Annotated in this window: 2 protein-coding genes; both read left to right on the forward strand. The window is 38.7% G+C overall.

What is annotated here, in order from left to right:
- Nucleotides 1–169 precede the first annotated feature (169 nt).
- Nucleotides 170–1,267, forward strand: coding sequence for a DUF6708 domain-containing protein (locus tag A9G48_RS09135; RefSeq protein WP_065576097.1), 1,098 nt, complete (start codon nucleotides 170–172; stop codon nucleotides 1,265–1,267).
- Between the two features lie 56 nt (nucleotides 1,268–1,323).
- On the forward strand, nucleotides 1,324–2,421 hold the full coding sequence (locus A9G48_RS09140) for a DUF6708 domain-containing protein (RefSeq protein WP_065576098.1): 1,098 nt from the start codon (nucleotides 1,324–1,326) through the stop codon (nucleotides 2,419–2,421).
- Nucleotides 2,422–2,439 lie beyond the last annotated feature (18 nt).

Consider the following 2,439-nt stretch of genomic DNA (forward strand, 5'->3'; position numbering starts at 1 on the left):
ACTACCCCCCTAAAGTACAACAAGCCCTATTAGATAGCCGTTTGGAATGGAGCGTGCGTGACGAAAAAACAGGAAAGTTAGTTGATTATGGAAATTCATAATATAAAAACACGTTTTAAAACAATATTTAAAATAATATTTAAAACAATAACAACAGGATATAAAATCGATGTACGTTGGTGAATTTTTATTGTGGTTTGGTAGCGCCATAAAAGCCGAAACTCGCAAAAAATTAAAAATGGGCTATACCAGTGGCGATATGACGCTAAAAGAAGTCCAAAAAAACTACACTCAAGAATCCGTCAGCAATAACCCCAGACCAATAGGACCTTACTACGCCTATAACGATCGCTATTTAGAGATCCGTGGCGGCATGTTTGAAAATTTTCGGGGGATTTTGACTTGGATTAGTTTACTTATTTTTTTATTCCCTACATCAGGAGCTTATTTGGGATTAAGTATACTAATTGAACTGCACAATAATCAATCCGAAAATATTGCATCAAGTGTATTTGCCATGATTTGTTTTTTTATTATTACTTTAGTTTTATTTTATTTATTATTCCGCTATTTCCGCTATATTTACCGATTTGAACTATTTACCATCCGCCATATTCGGGTACGGTTTAATCGAATTACAAAGCAAGTATATATTCAGCGCCCTAAATATTGCGGTGGCACGGTGGTATTTAAATGGGAACATATTATGCCGTCCAACTTTGGCGAGACTGGCTCGGATATGGGGGGGACTAATGTCGTTAACTTGTTTACTTTTCACCCTTATAAAACTGGCTTTCCGGTTGCTCAATCCGTCGGCATTGGCAAAAACACCTATAACCCTCAAGACTATAAAGACGAATGGGAATTTATCCGCCGGTATATGGAGCACGGACCCGAAAACTTGCCAAAACCACGCCTAAGCACCCATTTACCCATGCCCTTTCATGGCTTTGAAGGGCATATCAAACCCATGATTCATGCCTTAAAAAATGCCCCAACCGCATGGGTATATTTACTGCTTATTCCTGTATTTTTAATTTTATTACCGTTTTACACGGTGGGGTACTTTATTTCGGAATGCTTATGCTGGCAACCTCGATGGTCGAAAGTAATACGCCAAGCCGGTAAAGCAGGCAAACCGATCCCGAAAGAAACCACTTTAGCGGACTACCCCCCTAAAGTACAACAAGCCCTATTAGATAGCCGTTTGCAATGGAGCGTGCGTGATGAAAAAACAGGAAAGTTAGTTGATTATGGAAATTCATAATATAAAAACACGTTTTAAAACAATATTTAAAACAATAACAACAGGATATAAAATCAATGTACGTTGGTGAATTTTTATTGTGGTTTGGTAGCGCCATAAAAGCCGAAACCCGCAAAAAATTAAAAATGGGCTATACCAGTGGCGATATGACGCTAAAAGAAGTCCAAAAAAACTACACTCAAGAATCCGTCAGTAATAACCCCAGACCAATAGGACCTTACTACGCCTATAACGATCGCTATTTAGAGATCCGTGGCGGCATGTTTGAAAATTTTCGGGGGATTTTGACTTGGATTAGTTTACTTATTTTTTGGGTTATTTATTCTAGTTGGGATTTAGGATTTGGAATAGCTTTAGACTTATATAATCATAAAAGTGATAATATTGGTTCAGGAATATTCGCAATAATCTTTTTTTCAACTATCTTTTTAATACTTACCTATTTATGTATCCGTTATTTCCGCTATATTTACCGGTTTGAACTTTTCACTGTTCGTCATATTCGGGTACGATTTAATCGAGTCACAAGGCAAGTATATATTCAGCGCCCTAAATATTGCGGTGGCACGGTGGTATTTAAATGGGAACATATTATGCCGTCCAACTTTGGCGAAACCGGCTCAGACATGGGGGGCACCAATATGGTCAATCTAATAACCTTTCACCCTTATAAAACTGGCTTTCCGGTTGCTCAATCCGTCGGTATTGGCAAAAATACTTATAATGCCCAAGATTATAAAGACGAATGGGAATTTATCCGCCGGTATATGGAGCACGGACCCGAAAACTTGCCAAAACCACGCCTAAGCACCCATTTACCCATGCCCTTTCATGGCTTTGAAGGGCATATCAAACCCATGATTCATGCCTTAAAAAATGCCCCAACGGCATGGGTGTATTTACTGCTTATTCCTGTATTTTTAATTTTATTACCGTTTTACACGGTGGGGTACTTTATTTCGGAATGCCTGTGTTGGCAACCTCGATGGTCGAAAATAATACGCCAAGCAGGTCAAATGGGCAAACCGATCCCAAAAGAAACCACTTTAGCGGACTACCCCCCTAAAGTACAACAAGCCCTATTAGATAGCCGTTTGGAATGGAGCGTGCGTGACGAAAAAACAGGAAAGTTAGTTGATTATGGAAATTCATAATATAAAAACACGTTTTAA

It is taken from the genome of Gilliamella sp. wkB18 (genome assembly GCF_001690875.1).
GTDB lineage: Bacteria > Pseudomonadota > Gammaproteobacteria > Enterobacterales > Orbaceae > Gilliamella > Gilliamella apicola_A.